Source organism: Vibrio sp. 16, assembly GCF_963681195.1.
GTDB classification, from domain to species: Bacteria; Pseudomonadota; Gammaproteobacteria; order Enterobacterales; family Vibrionaceae; genus Vibrio; species Vibrio sinaloensis_D.
In genome coordinates this window covers 217,173-239,522 of sequence record NZ_OY808998.1, presented here as the reverse complement: position 1 = coordinate 239,522, position 22,350 = coordinate 217,173, and the positions used below count along the sequence as shown (strand labels likewise).

Annotated in this window: 21 protein-coding genes; 10 read left to right on the top strand and 11 right to left on the bottom strand. The window is 46.6% G+C overall.

Going from position 1 to position 22,350, the window contains the following annotated elements:
* The first annotated feature begins 122 nt into the window (after nucleotides 1–122).
* Entirely contained in the window at nucleotides 123–557 is a 435-nt protein-coding gene (locus U9J37_RS15335; protein WP_005472295.1) for a GNAT family N-acetyltransferase, read from the top strand.
* A gap of 92 nt (nucleotides 558–649) precedes the next feature.
* On the top strand, nucleotides 650–2,125 hold the full coding sequence (gene nagE / locus U9J37_RS15330) for an N-acetylglucosamine-specific PTS transporter subunit IIBC (RefSeq protein WP_005472379.1): 1,476 nt from the start codon (nucleotides 650–652) through the stop codon (nucleotides 2,123–2,125).
* Nucleotides 2,126–2,175: 50 nt separating this feature from the next.
* On the opposite strand, the gene U9J37_RS15325 is transcribed toward nagE, so the two are convergent.
* The 3 genes from U9J37_RS15325 to U9J37_RS15315 form a co-directional block, all read right to left on the bottom strand.
* Nucleotides 2,176–3,111, bottom strand: coding sequence for a universal stress protein (locus U9J37_RS15325; protein ID WP_005472270.1), 936 nt, complete (start codon nucleotides 3,109–3,111; stop codon nucleotides 2,176–2,178).
* Nucleotides 3,112–3,175: 64 nt separating this feature from the next.
* Complete coding sequence (locus tag U9J37_RS15320) at nucleotides 3,176–4,462, bottom strand: sensor histidine kinase (RefSeq protein WP_043886921.1); 1,287 nt, start codon at nucleotides 4,460–4,462, stop codon at nucleotides 3,176–3,178.
* The gene (locus U9J37_RS15315) at nucleotides 4,446–5,120 is read right to left on the bottom strand and encodes a response regulator transcription factor (protein WP_005472294.1); all 675 of its coding nucleotides are present in this window, start codon (nucleotides 5,118–5,120) and stop codon (nucleotides 4,446–4,448) included. The genes U9J37_RS15320 and U9J37_RS15315 overlap by 17 nt, the downstream gene beginning before the upstream one ends.
* A 221-nt stretch (nucleotides 5,121–5,341) precedes the next feature.
* Between U9J37_RS15315 and U9J37_RS15310 the strand changes: the two genes are divergently transcribed.
* On the top strand, nucleotides 5,342–5,788 hold the full coding sequence (locus U9J37_RS15310) for a GNAT family N-acetyltransferase (protein WP_005472391.1): 447 nt from the start codon (nucleotides 5,342–5,344) through the stop codon (nucleotides 5,786–5,788).
* Nucleotides 5,789–5,804: 16 nt separating this feature from the next.
* Here U9J37_RS15310 and U9J37_RS15305 read toward each other — a convergent pair whose 3' ends face one another.
* Entirely contained in the window at nucleotides 5,805–6,698 is an 894-nt protein-coding gene (locus U9J37_RS15305; RefSeq protein ID WP_005472246.1) for a cation diffusion facilitator family transporter, read from the bottom strand.
* Between the two features lie 207 nt (nucleotides 6,699–6,905).
* Nucleotides 6,906–7,784: a LysR family transcriptional regulator gene (locus tag U9J37_RS15300; RefSeq protein ID WP_005472238.1), complete on the bottom strand. Its 879-nt coding sequence runs from the start codon at nucleotides 7,782–7,784 to the stop codon at nucleotides 6,906–6,908.
* A gap of 145 nt (nucleotides 7,785–7,929) precedes the next feature.
* On the opposite strand from U9J37_RS15300, the gene U9J37_RS15295 reads away from it, so the two are divergent.
* Nucleotides 7,930–8,508, top strand: coding sequence for a class I SAM-dependent DNA methyltransferase (locus tag U9J37_RS15295; RefSeq protein ID WP_038141138.1), 579 nt, complete (start codon nucleotides 7,930–7,932; stop codon nucleotides 8,506–8,508).
* 47 nt (nucleotides 8,509–8,555) lie between these two features.
* Here U9J37_RS15295 and U9J37_RS15290 read toward each other — a convergent pair whose 3' ends face one another.
* Nucleotides 8,556–10,544, bottom strand: a complete 1,989-nt coding sequence (locus U9J37_RS15290) for an acetoacetate--CoA ligase (protein WP_005472290.1) — start codon at nucleotides 10,542–10,544, stop codon at nucleotides 8,556–8,558.
* 222 nt (nucleotides 10,545–10,766) lie between these two features.
* Between U9J37_RS15290 and phhA the strand changes: the two genes are divergently transcribed.
* Both phhA and U9J37_RS15280 read left to right on the top strand, forming a co-directional pair.
* A complete protein-coding gene (gene phhA, locus U9J37_RS15285; protein ID WP_005472362.1) occupies nucleotides 10,767–11,558 on the top strand; it encodes a phenylalanine 4-monooxygenase in 792 nt (263 codons plus the stop codon).
* The gene (locus U9J37_RS15280) at nucleotides 11,551–11,880 is read left to right on the top strand and encodes a 4a-hydroxytetrahydrobiopterin dehydratase (RefSeq protein ID WP_005472312.1); all 330 of its coding nucleotides are present in this window, start codon (nucleotides 11,551–11,553) and stop codon (nucleotides 11,878–11,880) included. The genes phhA and U9J37_RS15280 overlap by 8 nt, the downstream gene beginning before the upstream one ends.
* Before the next feature lie 43 nt (nucleotides 11,881–11,923).
* On the opposite strand, the gene U9J37_RS15275 is transcribed toward U9J37_RS15280, so the two are convergent.
* Complete coding sequence (locus U9J37_RS15275; protein ID WP_005472407.1) at nucleotides 11,924–14,281, bottom strand: bifunctional diguanylate cyclase/phosphodiesterase; 2,358 nt, start codon at nucleotides 14,279–14,281, stop codon at nucleotides 11,924–11,926.
* A 157-nt stretch (nucleotides 14,282–14,438) separates the two neighbouring features.
* Nucleotides 14,439–15,008: a hypothetical protein gene (locus U9J37_RS15270; protein WP_005472210.1), complete on the bottom strand. Its 570-nt coding sequence runs from the start codon at nucleotides 15,006–15,008 to the stop codon at nucleotides 14,439–14,441.
* A gap of 56 nt (nucleotides 15,009–15,064) precedes the next feature.
* Between U9J37_RS15270 and U9J37_RS15265 the strand changes: the two genes are divergently transcribed.
* The 4 genes from U9J37_RS15265 to secF all read left to right on the top strand — a co-directional run bounded on the left by U9J37_RS15265 (nucleotide 15,065) and on the right by secF (nucleotide 19,213).
* Nucleotides 15,065–15,733, top strand: coding sequence for a hypothetical protein (locus U9J37_RS15265; protein WP_198135493.1), 669 nt, complete (start codon nucleotides 15,065–15,067; stop codon nucleotides 15,731–15,733).
* Nucleotides 15,734–15,835: 102 nt separating this feature from the next.
* A complete protein-coding gene (locus tag U9J37_RS15260) occupies nucleotides 15,836–16,312 on the top strand; it encodes a hypothetical protein (protein ID WP_005472267.1) in 477 nt (158 codons plus the stop codon).
* Nucleotides 16,313–16,478: 166 nt separating this feature from the next.
* Nucleotides 16,479–18,308 carry a protein translocase subunit SecD gene (secD, locus tag U9J37_RS15255; protein WP_005472381.1) on the top strand — a complete coding sequence of 610 codons (1,830 nt, stop codon included), beginning with the start codon at nucleotides 16,479–16,481 and terminating at the stop codon, nucleotides 18,306–18,308.
* Nucleotides 18,309–18,310: 2 nt separating this feature from the next.
* Nucleotides 18,311–19,213 carry a protein translocase subunit SecF gene (gene secF / locus U9J37_RS15250; RefSeq protein ID WP_005472394.1) on the top strand — a complete coding sequence of 301 codons (903 nt, stop codon included), beginning with the start codon at nucleotides 18,311–18,313 and terminating at the stop codon, nucleotides 19,211–19,213.
* 65 nt (nucleotides 19,214–19,278) lie between these two features.
* Here secF and U9J37_RS15245 read toward each other — a convergent pair whose 3' ends face one another.
* The 3 genes from U9J37_RS15245 to elbB form a co-directional block, all read right to left on the bottom strand.
* Nucleotides 19,279–20,010, bottom strand: a complete 732-nt coding sequence (locus tag U9J37_RS15245) for a dienelactone hydrolase family protein (protein ID WP_005472433.1) — start codon at nucleotides 20,008–20,010, stop codon at nucleotides 19,279–19,281.
* 110 nt (nucleotides 20,011–20,120) lie between these two features.
* Nucleotides 20,121–21,269: an L-threonine dehydrogenase gene (yiaY, locus tag U9J37_RS15240; protein WP_005472429.1), complete on the bottom strand. Its 1,149-nt coding sequence runs from the start codon at nucleotides 21,267–21,269 to the stop codon at nucleotides 20,121–20,123.
* A 299-nt stretch (nucleotides 21,270–21,568) separates the two neighbouring features.
* Entirely contained in the window at nucleotides 21,569–22,219 is a 651-nt protein-coding gene (gene elbB / locus U9J37_RS15235) for an isoprenoid biosynthesis glyoxalase ElbB (protein WP_005472333.1), read from the bottom strand.
* Nucleotides 22,220–22,350 lie beyond the last annotated feature (131 nt).

The window sequence follows — 22,350 nt, the reverse complement described above, 5'->3', positions numbered from 1 at the left end:
AAAGTATTCCTGATGCCAACATACTGTTCTCTTCTTTTCTCTCGTTGTATTCTTTCAAACACACGTCTAATCGATTGAGAAAACAACACGTTACAGAGAGTCATTAAAAGACAAGGAACACTATGATCACCTACCGAGAAATGGATATTTCCGATTACGCCCAAGTCGCAGCGCTATGGCGTGAAACCGAGCACATGCTACTCCGAGGCGCTGACTCAAAGCAGAGTATTTCACAGTACCTAGTTCGAAATCCGGGGCTAAGTTACATCGCCCAAAAAGACAAAGTTATCGTTGGCTGCGTGCTTGTGGGTACTGATGGTCGACGAGGTTACTTGCAACACCTCGCGGTGAGCAATGAAGAAAGGGGCAGCGGTATCGGTAAACATCTGGTTTCGTTATCCATTAACGCGCTTGCACAGATAGGGATTGCGAAAACCCATTTATTTGTCGCCAATGACAACCCAAAGGCGCAGGCATTTTATCAATCCCAAGGGTGGCAGCCCCGTGATGAAGTTAGGATGTTCTCTTTTAATTCATCATCAAATTCAGAAGTTTAAACTACATTAACAAACCTTAATCTTCCCTCAATCGAGGCTTAATCCTCACTTGGTTATTCTAGATTCATAACAATTAACCAAGAGGACAAAAGGTGAATATACTCGGTTACTTACAAAAAATCGGCAAGGCGTTGATGGTGCCAATTGCCGTGCTACCTGCGGGTGGCTTAATGCTGGGTTTGGGCTACGCGATAGACCCAGCGGGCTGGGGGGCGAACAGTGCGCTCGCAACAATACTCGTATACGGCGGTAAGGGCATTATGGACAACCAAGCTTGGTTGTTTGCGGTTGGTGTCGCATACGGGCTTGCCAAGGATAACAATGGTGCGGCTGCTTTGTCGGGATTGCTTGGGTTACTGATTATCGAGATGATTGTAGGCAATGTTGCCGTGATATCACAGATAACGGGCGTACCTGTCGATCAGATGTCTTCATCCGAGGTCATTGCATCGAAAGCGGCGGTGAGTGCCTTTACTGGGATCATGATGGGTATCGTGGCTGCGACGCTGTATAACCGTTTTCATACAATCAAGCTTCCAGCTGCACTTGGCTTCTTTGGTGGTCGACGATTCGTCCCTATTGTTACCTCTCTTACTGCGATCACCATAAGTCTTGTCATGGTTTATGTATGGCCTGTTGTCTACGGCGCACTGGTGGACTTCGGTATCGCGATTTCCGAGCTTGGCGCGACAGGGGCTGGTTTGTATGGTTTCTTTAACCGACTCTTGATTCCGATTGGCTTGCATCATGCCCTTAACCAAGTCTTCATTTTTGACTTAGTGGGGATCAATGACATCAGTAAATTCTGGTCGGGTACCGGTGAACTCGGTGTAACGGGCATCTATCAAGGTGGCTTTTTCCCTGTGATGGGCTACGGTCTGCCAGCTGCATGTTTGGCGATGTATCACTGCGCGAAGCCTGAAAACAAAAAGAAAGTTGGCGGCATTTTGGGCGCATCTGCACTAACTGCGATTCTGACCGGTGTCACAGAGCCGATTGAGTTTGCGTTTATGTTCGTTGCGCCTGTTTTGTACGTCATCCACGCTCTTTTAGCGGCGCTATCACTCTACATTGCTGCAAGTATGCAGTGGATCGCGGGCTTCACCTTCAGCGGCGGCTTAATTGACTTTGTGTTGTCGTTCAATTTGCCGTTGGCCAACAAACCTTACATGTTGATTTTGCAAGGTCTTTGTTTCGGTGCGATGTATTACTTTGTGTTCCGTTTTGCCATCTTAAAATTTGACCTCAAAACACCGGGTCGTGAAGATGTGCAGGTCGAGCAAGGCAATGAAGCAACCAGCAATGAAAAAGCGTTGCAATACGTCAAAGCGCTAGGCGGACTAGCGAATCTGGCAACGATCGATTCTTGTATCACTCGTTTACGATTAACACTCAATGATATGTCAGTCGTGAACGAAGAGACGTTGAAATCGATTGGTGCGCTTGGTGTGGTGAAAATGGGCAACAATAATCTTCAGGTGATTGTAGGTACCGAAGCGGAAGACATCGCTCACGCAATGAGGCAAGTTTCAGAGTCGCAATCCCTTACGCCTTCTATGAGCTCATAGTAGAGCGGGAGTAAGACGAAAAGACCGAGTCACTGTGACTCGGTCTTTCTCTATTTGATGGGAGAGCGAAACTGCTTGGATTTAAGGGCAACCAAAGAACAGTTGACGCTCTGAACGATGTTCTCAGCAGTGTTGCCGATCACCACGCCAGGGATGCCAGTTCGAGCGAGTGTCCCCATCACCAACACATCAATGTCGGTTTCCTCTACACAGTGAGGGATTTCTGCGTCGGGCGTGCCATGTAAGCGATGCATCACTAAATCGCCCCCTATTTCAGAGGCTTCGACCAACGTTTGAAGGGCTTCGTAGTGTTGCTGTTTCGCCAGTTCAATCTGTTGCTGGAGCTCGTCTTGCGACACTTTTATCCAAATATGATCGTCTAGATAATGTTCGAGCACATATTCCCAACAAGAGATGATGTGAAGGCGGCTGTCACAGCTATCGGCAATAGAACGACCAAGCTGAAGGAGCTGGATAGAGAGCGTTTTCTCTTCGTCTGTGGTGGCATTTGGATTAACCGCTACCGCAACACGTTGTTTGCTTCGTGGTTTGTCTGACGGACGATTTAGCCAAACAGGGCAGGGGCATTTTCTTAGCAGGCTCATATCAATAGCACGTAGACCGCGGCTGCGAGATTGATTTGGCTCCGCATCTTTAATCACCAAGTCGATCCCGTGATCTTGAACATACCGAATGGCTTGGACCGTCGGCTTATCTGCGACAATCAGTTCAACAGGAAACTGCAGGTCTTCGCGCGACATGTCTTGTTCGACGAGGCTTTCTTGTACAAGACTTTGCATTGACTCCATTAGCCAAGTCTCGTACTGATCCTCATAGTCATTCATGTCGTTGGGTAGGTGAGGGCAAACAACAAGCCCTTTTAGTTTGGCTTTATTCCGCCATGCTAAACGAATTGATTGTGCAAGGGACTCTCGATTGTCCATCACTCCTTGACTGAGAAAGAGTATGTTGTTGAATTGTTGCATAGTCACCTCCTTTTACTTCAAGTCTTGACGCTAGGAGGTGAAATTTCCACTTAATTTTTAGGGTTTAGGTGAATAAAATGCGCGCGCGCAAACCTGGGTGATTATCTTTGAAAATTAACTCAGCGCCGTGCTGATGAACGACCGCATCAACCAACGAGAGCCCTAAGCCATTGCCATGCTCACTGCGACTTTTGTCAGCGCGATACATCGGTCGGCACACGTTGGGTTTGTCTTTATCAGCAATGCCGATTCCACTGTCGGCAACCACAACACCTAACCTATCAACAACCACATTGATTTGACCATTTTCTGGGGTGTACTTAACGGCGTTTTCAACCAGATTAAAAATCGCTCGGAACAGAAGCGACGGATCACCTTTGACTTGGCAGGTTTGGTCTTGCCGAAAGGTGAGCGAAAGCTGTTTTTGTTCGGCAATAGGCGAGATAAATTCGATTGCATCTTGGCTGATTTTGGCTAAATCAACGGGCTCGGCCTGTAAGGTAACTTGACCACTGTTGATTTTCGCAATTTCTAGCATGCTATTAAACAACGATAAGATGAGCTCCAACTCGTCATGACACGCAGAAATTTGAGCTTGCTGAGCTGGGCTCAACTGCTGATGTGACAAAACATCTTCCAGCCTCAGCTTAAGGCGCGCCATGGGTGTTCGCATATCGTGGGCCATGCCAACCGTGAGAGATTTCAATGTTTGCTCTTTTTTCGCCATTTGTTCAATCATGTAATTGAGGTGTATGGCGAGAATGTCGAACTCATCGTCTTGTTGTGATACCTCTAACTTCACATCGCGCTCGCCGCACAGGACTCGGTTCATCGCTTTGTTGACGTTTTCGAGTCGGCGCAAGATCAAAATGGTGAAAAACAGAGCCGCGACCAACATAACCGCAATGGGTAACACAATACTAGAAAGGACGATGGGCACCAGCGCGTTTCGATACGCTTCGACTACTTGGGGATTGACGCCAATTTCGAGTTTAACGTTATCTCCAATCGCAATATTGGTCGTGTCATTGGGCAGTGAGCTAATCGGATAGAACTGAGTAGTGTAAGTCGGCTCTATGTGTTCAATTAAGCGATAATAGAAAGGGGTATTGGACGCTTTCTTCGCTTGGAGTAGTTTTTCAACCTCTTCCCGACTCTGTTCAGCGAGGTAACTGAATTCCATGATTTCGTCATTCAGTTGTTTGGTGAGTTGCTCGCGATGAAAGCTGTCAGAGTCGATGTAGACTTGCCGCACAACCATGATGTTGATGATAGTGATAACCAGAAAAAGCCCGATTAAGGTTTTAAAAACAGATGATCGTGTGAGGGTATAATCATCTACGAAGGACATAACCCGCTCCCCGAACCGTGTGCAGTAGATCACGACATCCCGCTTCTTCAAGTTTACGGCGCAGGTTGGCTACGTGAACATCAATGACATTGGTTTTTGGATCAAAGTGATAGCTCCAGATACTCTCAAATAAACGCATTCGTGAGACAACCTGTTCACTGTGCTCAATAAAGTGCTGAATCAACTGGAACTCTTTGGGCTGAAGTTGCAACTCGGTATTGTTGCAGGTGACCCGATGCGCACGGAGATCGACCGTTAAGCAGTCATAGCTGAGAGTAGAATGCGGCTTAGTTTGACGTTGGTTACGGTGAATGATGATATCAACACGGGCAATAAGTTCTGCCAACGCGAAGGGTTTGATGAGGTAATCGTCGCTGCCTGCTTGAAGCCCATCGACGCGGTCTTCGACGCTGTCCATGGCGCTCAGAATAAGGACGGGCAAATGCTCTAAAGTCGCCTTGATTGCAGATAGGACTTTCATGCCGTCCAAATAGGGCAACATTCTGTCCAATACCACCAAGTCATACTCGCCACTTAGTGCCATCATCAGCCCACTGTTGCCATCTTCTGCTTGATCAACCGTGTAGCCATGCTCTTGCAGTCCCTTAGCAACAAATTCTCGCGTTGTTTGGTCATCTTCTATAATCAGCAGTTTCACATTCACTCCTTGTTTACGCGTGTCATATCATATCCGATTCGCCAGCGATTGGGGGGAATAAAAAGAAGGCTCGCGTGACTAATGCGAGCCATAACGGTCTAGGGGGTAAACCGAAAAACTCTAATAATATTAGAGGCTTTTATTATCTGCTCCTTGCCATTGAGGTAGGATTTATGAAACATTAAGTTTTCTTAATCTTGGGCAGACAAGAAGGAACTTGGATGAAGTTAGAGTTTGTTACGGTCGAAACGAATGAATTTGAGCGACTGTTTGATGTAGTGAAACAAGGGTTGTTTACTCACGTTGATAAGGTCTTCGGCTGGGATGATGATTTTCAGCGCGAACGATTGAAAAACAACTACCAATCATCTTGGTTTCATTGGGTAGTCAAAGACGAAGAACAAGTCGCTTTGGTCTGTTTTAAGCCATACGAAAACGCGGTTCACTTACACTTTTTGATTGTGTTTCCTGATAAGCAACGAAAATGCATTGGTCAGCAAGTCATGGCACAGATCGAACAAATGGCGAAAGGTGCTGGCCGCGAGAAAGTGACCTTATCGAGCTTTGTAATCAACAGTGGCGCGACGTCGCTTTATCAAAAATTGGGTTATCAAGTGGTGGAGCAAGACGAAGCGTTTCTATCGATGGCTCTTAACCTAAAAGAGTAAAGCCGCATAAAGCGGCTTAACTAGCAATGTTCATCGTCAGATTTAGATCCAAAGAGAGCTTAGACAGTTTGTCTTTCAGCACTCGGCGGGTTTTCTCAAGCTCCGCCACAGGTACTTGTGAGCCTTTGGCGTGAACATCAAGATTGACACGAAGCTCTCGTCCTACTTTGGTCACAGCCGCGACTTCCAGATGTTGCTCAACCTGTTGGTCTAATGCTGAGACTTCGGCGTCGACAGTGGTAATGATATCGTCACTGGGTTTCATCATCAGCAGCTCACGCATCGCTTCTCTGAGCATATCAAACGGCACCTTAATGAAGTAGAAAGACATCAAAATCATCATCATTGGGTCTGCATATACGGCGTATTCTGCGTACGATGACAACGAGACGAGCCATGCTGCGATAAAGCCTAATGTAACCGCAACACTCAAGAGCGTATCCATTTGCCACTGGGTTGCTTCTGCTTCAATCAATCCTGAAGAGAAACGTTTTGATTTGTTGGCAATGTAGTACCAACCGTAACCACAGCCGATGACATTGACCAAACCAAAGAGGGTCGCGATTGAGGTGTCGACTTCACGGCCGCCTGTAAACATGGACTGAATAGCCGAGTAAAGTGAGTAACCCACAACCAACAGAATCACGCTGCCTTTAATGGCGATCACCACTGGTTCAAGAATGGCTTTACCAAACGGAAACTGGCTAAGGGATGGACGCTCAATGTAGCGAGAAACAGCGAGTGACAATAAAGTTAACAGCAAACTCACTAAGGAATAGACGCCATCAAAAACAATCACTAGCGAGCCGACAAGCAAACCAAGCACCAAGCCACCACCCGCGAAGCCAGAGGCCAAAAGGGCTGAAAAGGTCAGTATTCGTTTTTCGTTTAAGCTTGTCCTAGCACACATAAAATTATCTCAATGGAAAGTACCTCTATAGTTTTCTGAATTTCTGACCATTTAACAAACCCAATCGGTATGAGTGCTCGTTATTGATAAAGGTGGTTTCAACTAAGTGTTTACGTTTCAATGAGTTAAGCGTTTTATTTGGTGTCAAATATTTTGGCGGTCAGTGATTTTGACCGTCAAAATATTTTTAAAATGAAGAATGACCGTTTAGAAATCGAACAAATATTCGTTCAATTTGTCCGCAAGCCAGCTCATACCCGGGTGTTCAGTCATGCCTGCCGCGGTAAACATGCAGTAGTCTTCTTGGGTTAAACCGTAGGTGTGTTTGATCACCGCTAACTTTTGTTTTCTCAACAAATGACGAATCAAAGGCTCAGGTAACACGCCCCATGCTTCTTCTTCCAAGATAGTGTTGAGCATGTAATCAAAGCTGGAAAACCCAATGTGTCTGAGAGAAAACGGCTGAAGTTCTGGGTTGTCTTTTTCATTTAGGTAAACCATGACAGCTTGCATGGCGTTACGCAGCTCGTCATCGGACACGCGGCGCATTTTACTTAGGGGGTGATCGGCGCGACACACCGACATCATGCGGATTTTCCCTAGTGGCTGATAGGTGATGTGGGGATCATCGATTCGTTCATAATCGACTCCGAATGCAAAGTCGACCTGTTGGGTGGCAACAAGGTTGGCAAGGTCACCACTGGATGCAAGCACAATGTTGAATGCGGTTGCCGGAAAGCGGTTATTAAGTTTATGAGAGAGCTCATGCCACATTTCGTCAGGTAGGGAATCATCACGCGCTATCCATACTTCGGCGTTGAACTCCCCGGACACTTGAGCGCAAGTTTGGCGAATACGTGCCGCGGTAACCAGTAGATTCTGACAGTCTTTGTAGATTGCTTTTCCTGCTTCGGACAGCGCCAAGTGATTACCGCTACGGACGAACAGTTCAATGCTCAAATCTTTCTCTAACGCTTTGATTGCCATACTGAGCTTGGTGCGATTGCACTCAAGTTGACGAGCGGCTTCCGATACGGAACCTGTGTCCGCGACGCTACAAAATGCTTCGATTTGAGATAAGTTCATTGTTTAGTCGATATGAAAGATCTTTTGCCAGATAGTATAACAATAATCGCAGATTGTCCGTTTTGCGGAACGAAACGCTAGGAATTTCATGCAGTTTTGATACTCTTGGGCGATGCCAAATGAATGAAGTTATAGGGAGATCATGATGGCTACTAGTTGGGATGATATCGCGGCAGATTGGGACAAAGAAAAATCGACCGGCGAATACGCAAATAAAGCGTTCGAATCGTTGTCAGATATCATTAATATTCAAGGCGCTCGCGTTCTGGATTTTGGTTGTGGGACGGGATTGCTTTGCCAAAAGTTATCACCATTGGCTAAAGAGATTGTCGCGCTTGATAGCTCAGAAGCGATGATCGAGCAGCTCGATAGGAAAGAGCTAGAAAACGTCGAGCCAGTGGTGGATATTCTTAGCCGTGGACTGGTTGCAATGCACCCTGCGTTTCGTGATCAGTTTGACCTTGTGGTGGCGTCTTCGGTGTGTAGCTTTCTTCCTAACTACGCAGACGTTGCGGATATCATCTATAGCTTGTTGGACCAAGGAAATCACTTTGTGCATTGGGATTGGTTGTCAGAGCAAGATGAAGTGGGCGGCATGACTTACGAACACGTCGAGCAAGTGCTGACCAGTGTCGGCTTCGAAGAAGTCACCGTAACGACCCCATTTGAGATAGAGACTCCGCAAGGTACACTCAAGGTGTTGATGGCTGTTGCCAAAAAATAAACCAGCATTTACTCACAAAGCCCGGCGTTTTCAGCCGGGCTTTTTGATCAATTGGCGTATTGAATGATTTCCTCCAGTACGGCTGGGTTGGCGATCGCGCCTTTGTTCTTAACCTCTTGACCATGCAGTACTTGCTTGACGGCAAGTTCCACCAGCTTCCCAGATTTCGTTTTAGGGATCTCGCTCAGCGGATAAATCTCACTGGGTACATGTCTTGGCGAGCATTTTTGCTTTAGCGTGGTACATATCTGCTCAAGCAAAGCGTCATCAAAAACGTGGGATGGCTCCATTTGAACAAATAACACGATCTTTTCATCGCCATCCACATGTCGTGACACGGCAATTGAATCTTTAATTTCGGTGAGTCCATTCACTTGCTGATAGATTTCCGCCGTCCCGATCCGCACACCGCCGGGGTTTAGGGTGGTGTCACTTCGACCGTAAAACACCATGCCACCGCTTTGGGTCAGTGCCACGTCATCCCCGTGATGCCATGTATTGTCGAACTTGTTCCAGTACGCGTCATGGTAACGTTCTCCGGTATCACCCCAAAAACCGAGTGGCTGATTTGGGAAGCTGTTTCTACAGACTAACTCTCCTCGTTTACCCGTAATTTCGATACCGTGTTCATCGTAGACAGCGACGTCCATACCTAAGCCCGGACCTTGGCACTCACCACGGTAGACGGGCGAAATGGGGTTACCCAAAACAAAACATCCGCAGATGTCGGTTCCGCCAGAGATAGACGCCAAATGCACGTCGACTTTGATGTCGGAGTAGACGAAATCATATTGATTTGGGTAAAGCACCGAGCCGGTGGAGCAGAGGGTTTTAAGGGCCGATAGATCATAGCTCTCTGCGGGTCTAAATGCTGTTTTTTCTAATGCTTCTAAGTATTTTGCAGAAGTACCAAACAAGCTGACTTTAGCTTCATCCGCCAGTTGCCAAAGCACATCTGGGTTGGGGTACATCGGGCTGCCATCAAAGATCACTAGGGTTGCGCCACTCGCCAACGCAGAGACATGCCAATTCCACATCATCCATCCACAGGTGGTGTAATAGAAAACCCTATCCTTTGGCTGAATATCGCAGTGGAGTTGATGCTCTTTTAAGTGGTTGAGTATGGTACCGCCTACAGAGTGGACGATACATTTGGGTTTCCCTGTTGTGCCCGAAGAGTAGAGCACAAACAGAGGGTCGTTAAACCCGATGCGTTGATAATGGGTGCCACGAGGGAGAAAGCTTGCCAATATCGCTTCCCAATCAGAAAACGTTTCGTTACTCATGGAATCGGTGAAGCCTTGACGAAGGTAATCAATTTGGCAGGTATTGGTGATGCTTGGCAATGAGGCGACAATTTCTCGGTTTTTGTGCTCCATATTGAAGGTTTTACCGTTGAACTGATAGCCATTGCAGCAAAACAGAACCTTGGGTTGCACTTGACCAAAACGTTCTGTCACACTTTCGACGCCAAAATCGGGTGAGGTAGAGGTCCATATCGCCCCAAGGCTGGTGGTTGCCAACATAGCGATAACTGTTTCCGTCATGTGCGGCAGGTAACCCGCAACCACATCGCCTTGGCCAACGCCATTGTGAATAAGCCATTGCTGTAAAATCGACACTTGATCGCACAGTTCTTGCCACGTGGTTTTTTGCGATTCGCCCCGTTCGTTCTTAAACCAGATGGCGATATCGTCAGGCGCTTGGAAGGCCTGAGCAAGTAAATTTTCGGCGTAGTTTAGCTGCGCTTGAGGAAACCAAATGGTATCGCGGCTGGGTTGAAACTCCCCCCAGCGGGCCAATCCTTCGCCATGAATGCAGTCGCCTTTAAAACCAATGACATCGCAAAACTGCCAAATTTCCAACCAAAAATCTTTCTTTTGTTTGACCGACCACTGATGTAAATCTCTGTAATTATTGATGTTGTGGCCTTGAATCTTAACGTGGTTGATGAATTGTTGAAGATTAGAAGACTCAATTCTTTGTGGGCTTGGAGCCCAGATCGGCTCGTTGTTACTGACTTCACACTGCGACATGACATCCTCGTCGATGATTTCCTTGTTGTTGTTTAAGTCTTGTTGGAAATTTATACAAAGTCAAACAAATGGACCATATTCAGAGTGCTGATAAATAAGAGAAAAAATGTCAAATGTAAAATTATTGTTACACGCAATTTGACCCAGATGTAGGGGGTTAAATTGTCACCAATCACTCATCGCGATAGGCTTTATGTAACGAAATTGTTAAAGGAAATAGCAATGACGCAGTACGTATCTAAGCCAGTGAATGAGCAAGGATTTGTTGAATGGACGCAAGAAGAAGATACCATTTGGCATGACCTCGTTACGCGGCAACTGGCGTTAATAGAACAGAGCGCGTGTAAAGCGTATTTGGATGGATTGCAAATGCTTGATTTACCGATCGAGCGTGTTCCTCAGCTGCCAGAAATTAACCAAGTGCTTTTGAGGGAGACAGGTTGGCAAGTCGAACCTGTGCCTGCACTGATCAACTTTGACCGCTTTTTTGCGTTACTCGCGGATCGCAAATTTCCTGTTGCGACGTTTTTGCGAAGCCGAGAAGAGTTCGACTACTTACAAGAGCCGGATTTTTTTCATGAAATCTTCGGTCACTGTGCCATGTTAACCAATCCGCAGTTTGCTGAGTTTACTCAGACTTACGGCATGTTGGGCAAAGAGGCCAGTGCAAAGGAGAGAGTCTATCTCGCTCGCTTGTATTGGTTTACGGTCGAGTTTGGTTTGGTGCGTGAAAATGGTCAACTTAAGATTTATGGCGGGGGCATCCTTTCTTCTCCGGGAGAAACTAATTACGCCCTGAGAGATTCTAAGCCGCTGCGAGAATCATTTGATATACACACGGTGTTAAGAACGCCATATCGAATCGATATTATGCAGCCAGAATACTTTGTACTCGACGATATTGAACAGTTATACAAACTCAGCAAAATGGATTTGATGTTCCATGTTAAACAAGCGATGAAGGCAGGGCTTTTGCCGCCACTATTTGAACCAAAGGAAGTGACACATGCTTAATGAATTACGATGCGAAGCGTGCACAAGCAGTGCAGTAGCATTAGGTGAAGAAGAACGACGACTGCTCTTAACGGAACTCGATGGCTGGACGATGCTAGAACGCGATGGCATTCCACAACTCGAAAAAGTCTATACCTTTAAGAACTACAAGTTGGCGTGGGCATTTGCGAACTTAGTGTCTGAGCTGGCAGAAGAGGAGTTCCATCACCCATCCATTTTACTTGAGTGGGGCAAAGTCACGGTAACTTGGTGGAGTCACTCGATTAAAGGCTTACACCAAAATGATTTTATCTGTGCAGCCAAATGTGACCGCTTAGGTTAAGTCACGGATTACCCTTTCCAAAGCCTGCTTCATGCAGGTTTTTTTATGCGCTTTGTCGATTTTGTTGATTTAAGCATTGTTCAAGCTTACAGACGCTCACTGGTTTAGATTTTAGGTAGCCCTGCACATAGTGACACTGATATTGAGTCAAGATAGCCAGTTGTTGTGGCGTCTCGACCCCTTCTGCGACCACTTTTAAATCTATGGTATGGGCGAGGTTGATGATGGCTTGGCAAAGGCTATCTGCGTTGGTTTGGCCAAGTGCGATGCGGCTGACAAAACTGCGGTCAACCTTGATCACGTCTACTGGATAGTCATTGATGACTGAAAGTGACGAATAACCCGTACCGAAATCATCGAGATAGAGGGTGATCCCAAGATCCTTGATTCGCTGCAGTTGCTGTGCGCTGCAGTCGTCACTCAAAAGCATGGATTCTGTGATCTCAACGCCAATGAAGTGAGCAGGAAAGTCACAATGATTTAATAAGCGTGATAGCGTTTTATAGATGTGTTCTGACTCAAACTGCTTGGCGGAGACATTGATGTTAATCCGTGGCATCACTTTAATGGCTGGGTCGTGCCACAAGCGTTGCAGAGTTTTACAGCATTCCTTCGCTACCCAGTCCCCAATCGAGATGATGAGCCCTGTCTCTTCGGCGATCGGGATAAACTCATCAGGTGATACGTGGCCAAACTTAGGATGATTCCAACGGAGCAGTGATTCAAAACCAACAATGTCATCCGATTGTGTTTCGTAGATAGGCTGGTAAACCAGCGAGAGCTGCTTCAAGGCCAGCGCGTTGGTCAGCTCTTGTTCGAGCGTGAATCTCTGCTTGGCTTTTTGAAACATGGTTTCGTGAAAGAAAACCACTTTGTCATGACTGGAGCTCTTTGCTTGATACATTGCGGTATCGGCTTCGCGCAGAATCTCCGTTAGGCTTCGATTGTAATCAGTAACGATCGAAATGCCGATACTGGCACCTATGTAACAGCGTTGACCGTCCAATATGTATGGTTGGCTGAGCAGTTGGGCGTAGCGTTTGCAAATCTGACTCACTCTCTGCTTATCGGTTAGCTCAGGTAAACAGATCACAAATTCATCCCCGCCAAATCGAAAACTTACATCGTGGTTACGACAATTTGCGGTTAAGCGTTGGGCGACAAGTTGAAGCAACCTATCGCCATGCAGGTGGCCCATCGAGTCATTGATGACTTTAAAACGATCTAGGTCGATAAACAGGATAGAAAATCCTTTGGTTTGTCCTAATTTGAGTTGAGCTAGCCGCAGTTCCACCTCTTGCGCGAGGGCACTTCGGTTGGATAAACCGGTCAAGCTATCCTTAACCGCTTGAATGGCGAGTGACTGGGTTTTTTCTGCGATGACGCGATCAGAGACTTTTAGGCGCGTCGCATAAAAGTTGGCGGACAGTGTCGCGCTTACTGTTAGAGCAAGAATCAGTGCAACCAGAGTGGCGCCATACATGGCGGTACTTCCCGTCCTATCGACCATTGACACGGACACTATCCAGTGCTGGTCAAAAAGCGCATTGTAGTAAGGCTTTTCAAGTGTGACGGTACGTTCGGACAGCTTCTTATCACTGAGTGACGTATTGATATGTGATTGGAAAATGACTTTATCTGCGGCTTCTGAATAGACCGAAATGTGGCTGTCGGCTGAATTAATGTCCTCTTTCCAGGTTAGGCCTAAGAGTTCGTGTAGGACGATATTGGCAACCAAACATCCTTTGAGTTGTTGGTTGGCCGTATACAGCGGTAGAAACAGTCGAATGCCTGTCTGGTTGTCGTGTTCATAGTGAGCCACGCCAATTCTGTTGTGGTTAAACGATTGTGTGATTGCATAGAGGTTCTCTGTTCGGCTTTCGAGCCGCATTCCCAAGTCATCGCTGGCTTCGAATATCGACGAGACGTAGTAGATAGGGAGGGTAGAACCTTGCAAAAACGTCGGCAAGTGGGTTTGCGGATCAATCGGTGGCTCGACTCGATAACCAAGAAATCCATGCGTTGCGGCGGCTTTTTCTAACTGAGGAATCTCTTCGATGGCCGTTTTAGGCGCCCAAACAATCGAGTGAACACCGCGATCTGTTCCTGTTTGACCACTGAGAAATTGTTCAAACTGCCGTTGCGATGCCTGATTACTGTTTTCTAGAAAAGCACGAGTCAGAAACATCAAATGTCGCGTCGAATCGAGTGTTTGGCCAAGAGCATGAATCTTCGTCTCTAAGCGTCGTTCGAGTTGTGCTTCCATCTGTTTGGATTCGTAATAGTAAACGGTCGCGACACTTGTGATGGCAAGTAAGATGCCAGCTAGCCAGATGAAGGCAACGTGTTTAATAGACAGTGATAATTTCAAAGCGATAGATATGGATGGTTGGTGTGCCATAAATGGTAATGATAAATGACATTTATGCAAATGATAATTAATATCATGTGAATTTTTTATAAACTATTGATGAAAATGACAATAAATAGAGATGGTTTGTCGGAAGCGTGGTTTTTTATCAAAAAAGACACAGAAAGTTACAAACTTTCCTGCGTATCTAACGGTTGGGTGGTGGCTTAGAAACCGCCGTCAACGTAGAGAGTTCTAGACGGTATCGATGCTGGATGGTGGCTAATTTGGACAGTAATTCGCTTAAACTTGCGAGTAGGGCGTCATTGCTTTTAACGTAGTTATCACTAATAACGCTGTTTGTGGCGTAGCGTGCATCATGGCAGTGGGCACCAAGTTCGCGCCATTGAGTTCGCGTCTCTTTCACGTTTTGCTCCAGTCTAGATATGAGTTGGCTCTCTTCGTCGATCGCCTGAATTAGATGTCGAGAAGAATCCATTTGCAGCTCAAATTTCTGTTTTGCACTTGGCGTTCCTGTGACCCAAAGTGTATTGAGCTCTTGTGAAGAGAATGCTTGGTGCAAAAAGGGCTGCTGTTGATGGTATTGGAGAAGGCGGTTAAATCTCTCGGCATGTTGGTTGTAACTGGCGTCAATCTTCTGCTGTATTTTGACAAGTTGATCCCACGCCTTTGCATCGCAGTGTGCCGCAGTGCCATGAAAGGGTAAAGTGCAGAGCCAAGCTGCCGTTATAGTAGAAGTAAACGAGAGCCATTTCATCTGAATGTGAGCGTAAGTTAGGATGTAATAAGTATAGGAAAAGAATCGGCATCACTATGAAAAAGATAATTATGGTTGTTTTGCTGCTGGTCGGTATTGCGTGTGCGGGAGGGGGATATTACATTTTCTATCTTAAACCCAAGCAAGATGCGGAACTGGCAAGTCAGATGGAAACTGCCGAGGAGCCAACAAAGCCGCTCAACATCGTCAAAGAAAAACCTCAACCGCCAAAGCCGCCTGTTACCGATTACTACGTTAGTCCCGAAAGGTTAGGTGTGCGCGAGTCGCCAGACCATAGCGCGTTTGTTGAGAGTGTCGTTTACCGTGGTGACAAACTGCATGTGCTTGAAAAGAAAGATGGTTGGGGAAGAATCTCAGCGTACTATGTGTATGAAGAGGGCGGTCCAGAAGTGGCTGAGTGGGTTCCAATGGACGAACTACTAGAGGTAGCACCTACCATCACCAAAGACGAGCGCAGAGAAACAGTTAGCAGTTACATTGAAGACTCCGATGATTTCAAAGCGCATTTTGAAATGTTTGTGAAGAAAACCGATCAGTTACTCAAAGACAAAACGTGCACACCAGAAGACTTCGAAGAAACTAAAGGCTGGATGCGCTCACTCACCTTTAACGAGCGTGATGTTTACTTCGTTTATTGCGGAGGTCTAAAACAAGCAAATAAGATTTACTTGGACATACGCAGTGGTGAGATTTTCTACCGCTAGCAGGCTATATCAAAACTGAAAGCTTAAGTTTTAGATAATTTTAGTTGTCGCGGCGCTTTCGAGGGCCTACTATCCACGTAATTGATTTGATAGGTTACGTGAATGTACCAACGGGTGATAACACTTCTTTGGCTTGCTTTGTTTGCGATGGTTTTACCAGCGCATGCAGTGGCATATTTAAGCCAAACTGAAAGTGATATCGGCGCCCGACTTGACCCTTCTTCAAGCCAATTTGCACCGCTATCAAAAAATGATGCTCAGGCTCTTTTTGACGCATCTCGAAAAGCACAAGACTCCAGTTCTAGTCCTGTTTCTCAGTCGGAAGGTACGATTGATGTTGTTGCCATCATCAACCTCAACCGATGGGGGATGTCTGGCCGCATTGCTGACGAATCGGACTCAAATCAAGCAGAGTCTAGTCTCGCTGACCTCAATCCATCTTCCCCTTATAAACCCTATTGTCACCCGTTACCAGCCAATGAGTACTGGGTTGATGATGCCTTGACATCCAGCCATCGCATTTCTGGTTGGAAAGAGTCTAACGCCCTCTACGTCGCGCTAAACAGCCAATTCGCTTAATCCATTCTAGCCAGTCGTTAATGTTATTAGCGACATTCCAAGTTTGTCGTTTTTGATGCTTCCGTGACGTTCTCACGCAGAAGTCAATGGCGACCTATTGCCGATTTTCGCCCTTTACGCAAGTTGGAGGGGCGAACACATACTAAGAAAAATTATGAAGCGAAATATGGCCAATAAGGCGAAAAGTGCGCGAGTGATGAATCGTTACTCTGCGTGGAAATATGTGGTGCTTGTCGTCACGATTGTACTGTTAGCACTGAGTGCTATACCTACGTGGTATGGCGAACAGCCCTCAATTCAGGTGACAACGTCACAAGATGGTGGTGTGCTCAACAACCCTGCGGAGCTAAACCGTTATTTAGATCAGCACAATATCAAAGCCGATCGCATTGTGCAGCAGGGCAACAGCACGACCTTGGTGTTTGAAGATGAAACTCAGCAAACTCATGCACGTGAAGTGCTAAATACCTTGATTGGAAAAGAAGATTCGATCTCTTTCTCCTACGTTTCGGTGGCACCAGAGTGGTTGGGAGAGCTTGGCTTTAGTCCGATCAAACTGGGTTTGGATTTGCGCGGTGGTGTGCAATTTCTGCTGAATGTTGATATCGACAAAGCGTTTGAAGAGCAGCGCAACGTTTTGATGGACGAAATGCGAGACATGCTTCGTCAAGAGCGTATTCGCGGTGTGAAATTTGCTCAGGTTGGCGTCGACGGTTTTGATGTCAAGAGTGAAGCTGGAGAGTCACTCTCTCGCGTGGCAACTTATCTCAAGCAGAATTATCCAGGCTGGGATGTTAAACGCCATTCCGACTATCTGGCGGTAAAACCAACCCAGCAGAACAAGACAGAATTCCAAACCATTACCATTACGCAAAACCTAAAAATCATGCGTGATCGTATAGAGGAGTTGGGTATCACAGAAGCTGCGGTGCAGCGTCAAGGTGAACACAGCATTCGAATTGAGCTACCCGGCGTTCAAGACCCGTCTCAAGCGAAGAACGTGATTGGTGCCACGGCGACCTTGGCGTTTCACGAAGCAAAATCGCCATCGGAAGGGGTGAGCTACGGAGACATTGTGCTGCAAGATAATGATGGCCGCGATGTGGTGCTTGCCAAGCGTGCCGTCTTAACGGGTGAACACATTGTGAACGCGCGTGCTGGTATCGATAAGATGGGTTTTTCAGAAGTTAACATCTCATTGGATCATGCTGGTGGCAAGATCATGAGTGATTTCTCTGGTAGCCATATTGGTAAACCGATGGCGACCGTCTACAGCGAGTACACGACCAATGCGAAAGGTGAGACCGAGCGCAGTGAACGTGTTATCAGTGTTGCGACGATTCAATCGCAGCTAGGCAGCCAATTCCGAATTACCGGCGCCGGCTCGATGGAAGATGCACAGAATCTTGCTCTGCTACTTCGTGCGGGTTCATTGACTGCGCCAGTCACGATTGTTGAGGAAAGAACCATCGGCGCATCATTGGGTGCAGAAAACATTCAAAATGGTTTTGCTGCTCTAGGGCTCGGCCTTGCGATGACTTTAACCTTTATGGCGCTTTGGTATCGCCGTCTAGGCTGGGTGGCAAACGTCGCGCTGTTGATCAATATGGTGAGTCTACTCGGCCTTATCGCTCTGCTACCTGGCGCAGTACTGACCTTGCCTGGTATCGCTGGCTTGGTATTGACAGTAGGTATGGCGGTAGACACCAACGTTTTGATCTTTGAGCGAATCAAAGACAAGCTCGCAGAAGGGCGTACATTTGCCCAATCCATAGACTTGGGATTTGGTAGTGCGTTAAGCACCATCTTAGATGCCAATATCACCACCATGATTACCGCAGTCGTGCTTTATTCAATTGGTAATGGTCCAATTCAAGGCTTTGCGCTGACTTTGGGGCTAGGTCTGTTGACCAGTATGTTTAGCGGTGTGTTCGCATCTCGCGCAATTATCAACTTAGTTTGGGGACGTGACAGTCGTCGCGATGTGAGGGTTTAATCATGGTCGAATTTCTAAAACAAAACATCCGTAAGATTCGTTACGTCACCAGTATTGTGTCTGTCGCCTTGATGATCGTATCGCTTGTCGCATTGGGCGCACGTGGTCTCAATATGGGGTTGGATTTCACAGGCGGCATGGTGACAGAAGTCCAAGTGGACAAGAGCTTAACAAGCCATGATTTGTTGAACACGCTCAAACCAGAGCTCGGAGAATTTACGTCAGTGACCCACTCTGATGACGCAGGGCGCTGGGTTATCCGCTATCCAATCCCAGAAGCGGGGCAAACTATCCCTGATATTAATCAGGTGCTGAGTAAAGTATCACATCACGTGTCGGTGGTCAGCAGCAGTATGGTTGGCTCTCAAGTTGGTGATGATCTTGTTGATCAAGGTGGACTTGCGCTGCTTATCTCGATGATGTGTATCTTGGGCTATCTCTGCTTCCGCTTTGAATGGCGATTGGCGAGTGGTTCACTCTTGGCGTTGATTCATGATGTGGTTTTGGTGTTAGGCTTCTTCGCTGCGACTCAAATGGAGTTTAACTTGACGGTGTTCGCCGCCATACTCGCGATTTTAGGCTACTCACTGAATGACTCGATCATCATCGCTGACCGAATTCGCGAGCTGCTGGTAGCGAAACAGTCAACGCCAACCGAGACCATCAATGATCAAGCGGTTATCGCCACCTTTTCCCGAACTATGGTGACGTCAGGCACGACCTTGATGACGGTCTCTGCATTGTGGTTAATGGGCGGCAATGCGTTGGAAGGGTTCGCTGTGGCGATGTTTATTGGTATTCTTTCGGGTACGTGGTCTTCCATTTCAATTGGTACTGTGCTGCCAGAATGGCTAAAACTGGAGCCAAAACATTATCTTCCGGTTGAAGTAGATTCTGCGCCTTAGGTGGGCGTTAAAAAAGGGTAAATTGCACTAACCAAAGGCTAGAGAGCGATCTCTAGCCTTCTTTTTTATTGGGTGTTTTGCTGTAAAAACTCACCAAATCGCTGCCAAGATTTCTTATCCGCATCGGCACGATAGCGATCGCTACCAAACACGGTAAAGGCATGAGGGGCGCCACTGTAAGTGATCATTTCATGGGCGATTTTTTGTGTTTCCAATTCGGTCGCGAGCTGAGCAAATTGCGACATTGGAATCGCTGAGTCCGCAGTACCGTGAAGAACTAAGATAGGGGCGGTAGTTGATTGGTAATTTTGTCCTTCCGGTGTGCTTAAACCGCCATGAAAGGTGACAAAGCCTTTAGCCTTCATCCCCGCGCGAGCAGACTCTAAAACAGCGGCTCCACCGAAGCAGTACCCCATAACAACCACATTATCAGCATTCCCACCTAAAGACGCCGCGTAATCCAAACTGCCTTGCATGAGAGCCCTGAGCTTCTCTCTATCTTTATAGAGTTCGCCAGTGTGTTGTCTTTTGTCTTTTACTTCAGTAGGTCTCACACCTTTACCGAAAAGATCAGCCGCGAATACGTTGTAGCCCATATCGGAAAGCATTTTCGCCCGTTTCATCTCGTAGTCAGTGAGTCCGTCCCAGTCGTGAACAAGCAAAACCAACGGGGCATCATCCCCAGCTTTCATCCAGTAGCCTTCGTAATCGTTGCCATTTACATTGTAAATTTTATTTTCGCCAGCAATGCTTGCCGCGCTGATAAGCGTAAAGAAAAGGAAAATCAGTTGTTTCATCGGTCACCTCCTGTGGTTTCAGAAAGTGTAGTACGGTTTAAAGGAGACGATAGTACAAAAAAACCTCCCCGAAGGGAGGTTGAACTGGAGTAAAGGAAAGAAAGAGTGCGTTACATCGCTGCAGTAAAGATGGCAGAGATTTCTTCGTGAGTCGCTTGTTTAGGGTTAGTAAAGCCACATGCGTCTTTTAGCGCGTTATCAGCAAGCGTTGGGATGTCTTCCGCTTTTGCACCTAGCTCTTGGATACCAGCAGGAATACCCACGTCTTTCGCAAGAGCAACAATCGCATCAATCGCGGCTTCTGCACCTTGCTCAGCGGTCATGCCTTCAACTTCAACACCCATCGCTTTTGCGACATCACGTAGACGTTCTGGGCAAACTTGCGCATTGTAGCGCTGTACATGAGGCAGAAGAATCGCGTTACAAACGCCGTGTGGAAGGTCGTAGAAGCCACCCAATTGGTGCGCCATTGCGTGAACATAACCCAGTGACGCATTGTTGAATGCCATACCTGCCATGAACTGAGCGTAAGCCATTTGCTCGCGAGCTTCGATGTCATCGCCGTTTTCAACCGCTGTACGTAGGTGGGCTTGAATCAGCTCAATTGCTTTAATCGCAACCGCATCAGTGATTGGTGTCGCAGCAATAGAAACGTACGCTTCCACAGCGTGAGTTAGAGCGTCCATACCTGTTGCAGCGGTTAATGACGCTGGTTTTGCAAGCATTAATTCTGGATCGTTTACCGAAATCAATGGTGTTGTGTGTTTGTCTACGATCGCCATCTTAATGTGACGCTCTTCATCTGTGATGATGCAGAAACGTGTCATTTCAGAAGCGGTACCCGCTGTCGTATTGATAGCGATAAGTGGCAGCATTGGTTTTGCTGATTGGTCAACGCCTTCGTAATCTGCGATTTGTCCGCCGTTAGAGGCAACAAGCGCAATGCCTTTCGCACAATCGTGTGGAGAACCACCGCCAAGAGAAATAACAAAATCACATTGATGTTCTTTTAGAAGTGCCAAACCAGCATTAACGTTGCCGATAGTAGGGTTTGGTTGTGTGCCATCAAATACTACAGTCTCAACTGCTCGCTCAGTTAGTAGATCTTGCACCTGTTTTACCACACCGATTTGGTTCAAGATTTTGTCTGTAACGATAAGACCTTTTTTGAAGCCTTGAGATTGAATGCTGTCAGTTGCGTCTTTTAGGCAACCAGCACCCATTAGGTTTACTGTAGGGATGAAAAATGCACTTGTCATTGGATGACTCCATTATTATAGGATTTAAGAGTTGCAGTTAGATTCGCATAAAATTTCACGATGCAGAATTGATCTTGAGCAAATCTCTCACCCAAAAGTGGTAGCTTGAGACTAAAACTGTGATGTAACTCTTGTTGCATATTTATCGTTGATAATATTGTTAAAATTTCGTGCGTTGATGCAATCGTTTTACCAACAGATTTGCTATTTTTATCAATAATTACAATTGGTTGTGAATTGAGCGAAAAAACGCCCATTAAGATTGTGACCTTAATGGGCGTTTATAATTTGACGTGGTTTTATGCGATTTCTACCAGCTTGCTGACCAGCTTTTCAATCCCAGACGCGGCTTGAGAAATGTTTTCTGCCAACATGTAGGCGGGGGTAGAAAGCACCTTGCGCTCATGGTCATAGACATAGTCATTCACCGCACATTCAATGTGTTCTCCACCTAATGCGCTGAACGCGACACCCGTTGCTTCATCTGCTCCAATCGTGCCTTTTACTTGGTCTTTATAAATCATCGGTATGATAACGGGAGCAATACATAAATATCCGGCAGGTTTACCTGCGTTGGCAAAGGCGCGACATGCTGAGGCGACATGAGTATTGATACTGCATTCTGCACCTTTAACGGCAAAATCGGTGAGGTTTTTCGCGGCTCCAAATCCGCCGGGCAACAAAAGCGCATCAAAGTCGTCGACGTTGAGTTTTGCGACATCTTCGATTTTACCCCGTGCGATGCGCGCAGATTCAACCAGTACGTTTCGGCTTTCGCTCATTTCTTCGCCTGTTTTGTGGTTGATGACATGAAGCTGTTCGATATTTGGAGCAAAGCAATGCCAGCTTGCCCCTTCTTTTTCAATCGCATAAAGCACCAACACCGCTTCGTGGATTTCCGCTCCGTCAAAGACACCTGAGCCACTGAGTATGACCGCAACATTTTTCATGGGATTTTCCTTATCTATTTGTCGTCATTAGGCTAGTTGAATTTAGGCGAGTGCGCTAATAACGAGCTCGCAGTTTCATAGATAAGTCGTAGACAGGGCTTGCTTGGGTTTCATAAATGGCAAGCCCGATG

Excerpts from the sequence above, each read along its gene's own strand:
- U9J37_RS15335 (WP_005472295.1), top strand. The coding sequence starts at position 123 with ATGATCACCTACCGAGAAATGGATATTTCCGATTACGCCCAAGTCGCA.
- U9J37_RS15325 (WP_005472270.1), bottom strand. The coding sequence starts at position 3,111 with ATGCAACAATTCAACAACATACTCTTTCTCAGTCAAGGAGTGATGGAC.
- U9J37_RS15320 (WP_043886921.1), bottom strand. The coding sequence starts at position 4,462 with ATGTCCTTCGTAGATGATTATACCCTCACACGATCATCTGTTTTTAAA.
- U9J37_RS15310 (WP_005472391.1), top strand. The coding sequence starts at position 5,342 with ATGAAGTTAGAGTTTGTTACGGTCGAAACGAATGAATTTGAGCGACTG.
- U9J37_RS15305 (WP_005472246.1), bottom strand. The coding sequence starts at position 6,698 with ATGTGTGCTAGGACAAGCTTAAACGAAAAACGAATACTGACCTTTTCA.
- U9J37_RS15300 (WP_005472238.1), bottom strand. The coding sequence starts at position 7,784 with ATGAACTTATCTCAAATCGAAGCATTTTGTAGCGTCGCGGACACAGGT.
- U9J37_RS15295 (WP_038141138.1), top strand. The coding sequence starts at position 7,930 with ATGGCTACTAGTTGGGATGATATCGCGGCAGATTGGGACAAAGAAAAA.
- U9J37_RS15290 (WP_005472290.1), bottom strand. The coding sequence starts at position 10,544 with ATGTCGCAGTGTGAAGTCAGTAACAACGAGCCGATCTGGGCTCCAAGC.
- phhA (WP_005472362.1), top strand. The coding sequence starts at position 10,767 with ATGACGCAGTACGTATCTAAGCCAGTGAATGAGCAAGGATTTGTTGAA.
- U9J37_RS15280 (WP_005472312.1), top strand. The coding sequence starts at position 11,551 with ATGCTTAATGAATTACGATGCGAAGCGTGCACAAGCAGTGCAGTAGCA.
- U9J37_RS15275 (WP_005472407.1), bottom strand. The coding sequence starts at position 14,281 with ATGGCACACCAACCATCCATATCTATCGCTTTGAAATTATCACTGTCT.
- U9J37_RS15270 (WP_005472210.1), bottom strand. The coding sequence starts at position 15,008 with ATGAAATGGCTCTCGTTTACTTCTACTATAACGGCAGCTTGGCTCTGC.
- U9J37_RS15265 (WP_198135493.1), top strand. The coding sequence starts at position 15,065 with ATGAAAAAGATAATTATGGTTGTTTTGCTGCTGGTCGGTATTGCGTGT.
- U9J37_RS15260 (WP_005472267.1), top strand. The coding sequence starts at position 15,836 with ATGTACCAACGGGTGATAACACTTCTTTGGCTTGCTTTGTTTGCGATG.
- secD (WP_005472381.1), top strand. The coding sequence starts at position 16,479 with ATGGCCAATAAGGCGAAAAGTGCGCGAGTGATGAATCGTTACTCTGCG.
- secF (WP_005472394.1), top strand. The coding sequence starts at position 18,311 with ATGGTCGAATTTCTAAAACAAAACATCCGTAAGATTCGTTACGTCACC.
- U9J37_RS15245 (WP_005472433.1), bottom strand. The coding sequence starts at position 20,010 with ATGAAACAACTGATTTTCCTTTTCTTTACGCTTATCAGCGCGGCAAGC.
- yiaY (WP_005472429.1), bottom strand. The coding sequence starts at position 21,269 with ATGACAAGTGCATTTTTCATCCCTACAGTAAACCTAATGGGTGCTGGT.
- elbB (WP_005472333.1), bottom strand. The coding sequence starts at position 22,219 with ATGAAAAATGTTGCGGTCATACTCAGTGGCTCAGGTGTCTTTGACGGA.